5 protein-coding genes are annotated in these 3,452 nt (G+C 72.8%); 3 read left to right on the top strand and 2 right to left on the bottom strand.

What is annotated here, in order from left to right:
- The coding region (locus tag VG276_05710; GenBank protein ID HEV8648899.1) for an IS110 family transposase at nucleotides 1–333 on the top strand (333 nt) is incomplete at its 5' end.
- A gap of 129 nt (nucleotides 334–462) precedes the next feature.
- Here VG276_05710 and VG276_05715 read toward each other — a convergent pair.
- Together VG276_05715 and VG276_05720 are read right to left on the bottom strand one after the other, a co-directional pair.
- Nucleotides 463–1,302: a hypothetical protein gene (locus VG276_05715; GenBank protein ID HEV8648900.1), complete on the bottom strand. Its 840-nt coding sequence runs from the start codon at nucleotides 1,300–1,302 to the stop codon at nucleotides 463–465.
- A complete protein-coding gene (locus VG276_05720; GenBank protein HEV8648901.1) occupies nucleotides 1,299–1,946 on the bottom strand; it encodes a recombinase family protein in 648 nt (215 codons plus the stop codon). The genes VG276_05715 and VG276_05720 overlap by 4 nt, the downstream gene beginning before the upstream one ends.
- A gap of 265 nt (nucleotides 1,947–2,211) precedes the next feature.
- On the opposite strand from VG276_05720, the gene VG276_05725 reads away from it, so the two are divergent.
- The gene (locus VG276_05725) at nucleotides 2,212–2,622 is read left to right on the top strand and encodes a hypothetical protein (GenBank protein HEV8648902.1); all 411 of its coding nucleotides are present in this window, start codon (nucleotides 2,212–2,214) and stop codon (nucleotides 2,620–2,622) included.
- 6 nt (nucleotides 2,623–2,628) lie between these two features.
- Nucleotides 2,629–3,452, top strand: an 824-nt coding sequence (locus tag VG276_05730; protein HEV8648903.1) for a sigma-70 family RNA polymerase sigma factor, incomplete at its 3' end; no start/stop codon positions are given.

A 3,452-nucleotide genomic window follows, 5' to 3' on the forward strand; every position in this document is an offset into this window, starting at 1 on the left:
AAGAAGAAAGGCAAAGCCACGACCGGGCACGGCAACCCCTACCTGGCCCGGGTGCTGGGCGAGGCCGCCGTGGCCGCCGGCAGGACCGACACCTTCCTGGGGGAGCGCTACCGGCGCATCGCGCGGCGCCGCGGCGCCAAGAAGGCCATCGTCGCGGTCGGCCGCTCCATCCTGGTCATCGTCTGGCATCTGCTGGCCGACCCCGACGCCCGCTTCCACGACCTCGGCCCCGGCTTCTACGACACCCGCATCGACCCCGAGCGCCGCAAGCGCAACCACGTCCGCCACCTGGAGGCGTTGGGCTACAAGGTCACCCTGCAGCCCGCCGCCTAGCAGGCACCCATCGGCCCCGCTTGGACCCGGCTCCGCTGCGCTCCGCCGGGTGCTGCCGCCTACCCACTCACCGTCGATTTTCGGATCAGCAGGGGCCGGTCGGTCCGCGGCCCGCCCGGGACGAAGACGCTAGCGCCAGGGCAGCCGCCATCCGAGCCACTGGCCGAGTCCGGCGATCATCGACGCGAAGGCGACCAGGCCGCCTGCTGCGCCGGCGACCAGGCGCCGGCGTTTGCGACCGGGGTTGTCGCCGGCCGGCTCAGGCCCTGAGACGGTTACGGTGCTGTGGCCACCGCCGGTCGCCTGGGCGTTGTTGACGTGGTAGGTCGACCGTGGCGCGCCGTGGATTACCACACCGACGACCTGGTCGGCGAGTTCGCCCGAAGGGACATCCTGGTCGTCAGGCATGGCCGCTACCAGCTCCGCGACCAGGGCGACCAGCCTGCTGCGGACCTGGTCGACCGCCCCATACAGGCAGTTTTCGGGAACGTGCCAGTAGACGTCGATGATGTGCTGCCCCGGAACGCCGGCCTGCCGGGTGAGGAACTCCGCGATCAATGCCGCGTCCGGCAACGCGACCTTCACGCGCTCATGCTGCGCGTTGGCATCGGCGATGAGCTTCTCGATCTCGGCGATGCCTTGGCGCAAGCGGACCTGCTCGTCGGTCCCCAGGACATCGCGGACGAAGTCAGGCAGCATCAGCGGGCTGAACGGCTGACCCTTGATCCACCCACCCGGCACCTCGCCGTCGACCTTGAGCATCGCCGGCAACACCCGGTAGGCCGGCAGCTCGTCGTCGGGCCCATAGCCTTGCAGCTCCTTGGATGCCCAGTCGCGCAGCGCGGTCGAGCCCGCCCTGCCGCCCAAGGCAAGGCAGTGGCGCAGCGCGGTCACGAGGGGCACGGTCTCGTCCAGGGCAGCCTGCTCGATCTTGGCGAGCAGGCTACGGTCCCGCCGGGCGGGGCTCACGGCTGCCCTCGGCCCGGCCCCGTCACGGCCACCGCGCTGGCACGGGCGACGGCCCGGTAGACGGTGGCGCGGCCGACGCCGAACAGCTCGGCCAGCTCAGCGGAGGTGTGCCTGCCGGCGCGGTGGAGTTCCACCAGGTGGGCCTGCTGGCGGGCGGTGAGCTTTGGCTGCTTGCCGCGCAGCCGGCCCTTGGCCTTGGCGATCTTCATGCCCTCGCGGGTGCGGGTCCGGATCAGGTCGGCCTCGAACTCGGCGACCATCGCCAGGGTGGTGAACAGCAGCCGACCGACCGGGTCGGTCGCGTCGTGGACGGCACCGCCCAGGTTGAGCTTGACCTGCCGGGCGGTGAGCTCATCAGCGATGTCGCGGGCGTCGGGGACCGAGCGGGCAAGCCGGTCGAGCTTGGTGACCACGAGCTCGTCGCCGGCGCGGCAGGCGGCCAGCGCCTCACGCAGCCCGGGCCGGGCCCGAGTGGTGCCGGTCAGGCCGTGGTCGACGTAGATCCGCTCGGGAGCGACCCCGAGCGCGGCCAGCGCGTCGCGTTGGGCGGTGAGGTCTTGGGCGTCGGTGGAGACGCGGGCGTAGCCGATCCGCAGCCCGGCCGCGCCGCCGCGTGCGGCCGGGGATGGAGTGGAGGTGCGCATAGTGTCCATGGAGGCAGTCTGGCCGAAGGGTGTGTCAGTTGCGGCCCCCTCACCGGGCAACTCACCGGGCGGGGCTTACGGGACACCTGCCGGTGCTGGTCGACGATCGATGGCGGTCCCCGGGGCGGGTGCCCGGTAGACGGATCCCCCTACGCGACGGTCTCGGAGCTAGATGAGTGATTTTTCATGTCGAGAAGCTCTGACCGGCTCCGCTCACCAGGTGAAGGGCCACGACAGGCGCGGCCCACGACACCAGGAGACCACCATGCCGAAGTACCTGCTCCTCAAGCACTACCGCGGCGGCCCGGAGCCGCACCGTCCCGTGCCCCCGATGGACCAGTGGGCCCCCGAGGACGTGGAGGCGCACATGGCCTTCCTCAAGCACGTCAGCGAGCTGCTCGAGGAGAACGGCGAGTACGTCGACGCGCAGGCGCTCACGCCGGCGCGCACCTGGGTGCGCTACGGCGGCCCGGACGCCGCGCCAGTCACCACCGACGGCCCGCTGCCCGAGACCAGCGATCTCGTGGCGGGCTGGTACATGATCGACGTCGAGTCGCACGAGCGCGCGGTCGAGCTCGCGGCCTACGTCTCCTCCGAGCCCGGCCCGGGCGGGGAGCCGCTGTACGAGTGGATCGACGTCCGGGAGGTCATGTCCGAGGCGCCCTCGGACGACTGACCCGGCGTGATCGACGAGCCGACGCGACGGCTGGACGAGGGCGCGCTGCGCGCCCTCGTCCCTCGGGTGCTCGCGGACCTGGTCCGGCGGGGCGAGGACTTCGATGCCGCCGAGGACGCGCTGCAGGAGGCGCTGCTGGAGGCGCTGCGGGTGTGGCCCGAGCACCCGCCGCGCGACCCGCGCGCGTGGCTGGCGACGGTCGCGACCCGGCGGCTCGTCGACGCCCGCCGCAGCGAGGCCGCCCGTCACCGCCGCGAGGAGGCGACGTACGCCGAGCCGCGGCCCGCCGCCACCGAGGAGGGCGACGACACCCTCTTCCTGCTCTTCTGCTGCTGCCACCCCGACCTCGCGCCCGCCTCCCAGGTGGCGCTGTCCCTGCGCGCCGTCGGCGGCCTCACCACCCGGGAGATCGCCGACGCCTTCTACGTGCCGGAGGCGACGATGGCGCAGCGGATCAGCCGGGCCAAGCGCGCCCTGCAGGGGCGCCGCCTGGACCAGCCCGGCGACCTCGCCGTCGTGCTGCGCGTGCTCTACCTCGTCTACACGGCCGGCCACGCGGGCCGGGTGGACCTGGCCAGCGAATCGATCCGGCTCGCCCGCCAACTCACCCTCGCCACCGAGGAACCGGAGGCGCGCGGGCTGCTCGCGCTGATGCTCCTCAACCACGCCCGCCTCCCGGCGCGACTCGACTCAGAGGGTCGCATCGTCACGCTCGACCGACAGGACCGCGGCCTGTGGGACACCCGCGAGATCGCCGAGGGCGTGCGCGTCCTGCAGTCGGCGCTGGCCGTTCAGCGCCCCGGCCGCTACCAGGTCGAGGCCGCCATCGC

The sequence above is a fragment of the Actinomycetes bacterium genome, assembly GCA_036000965.1.
In the GTDB taxonomy this organism is placed as follows: Bacteria; Actinomycetota; CALGFH01; order CALGFH01; family CALGFH01; genus DASYUT01.

Bases quoted from the DNA above. Each gene is read 5' to 3' on its own strand.
- VG276_05720 (HEV8648901.1), bottom strand. From the start codon at position 1,946: ATGCGCACCTCCACTCCATCCCCGGCCGCACGCGGCGGCGCGGCCGGG.
- VG276_05725 (HEV8648902.1), top strand. From the start codon at position 2,212: ATGCCGAAGTACCTGCTCCTCAAGCACTACCGCGGCGGCCCGGAGCCG.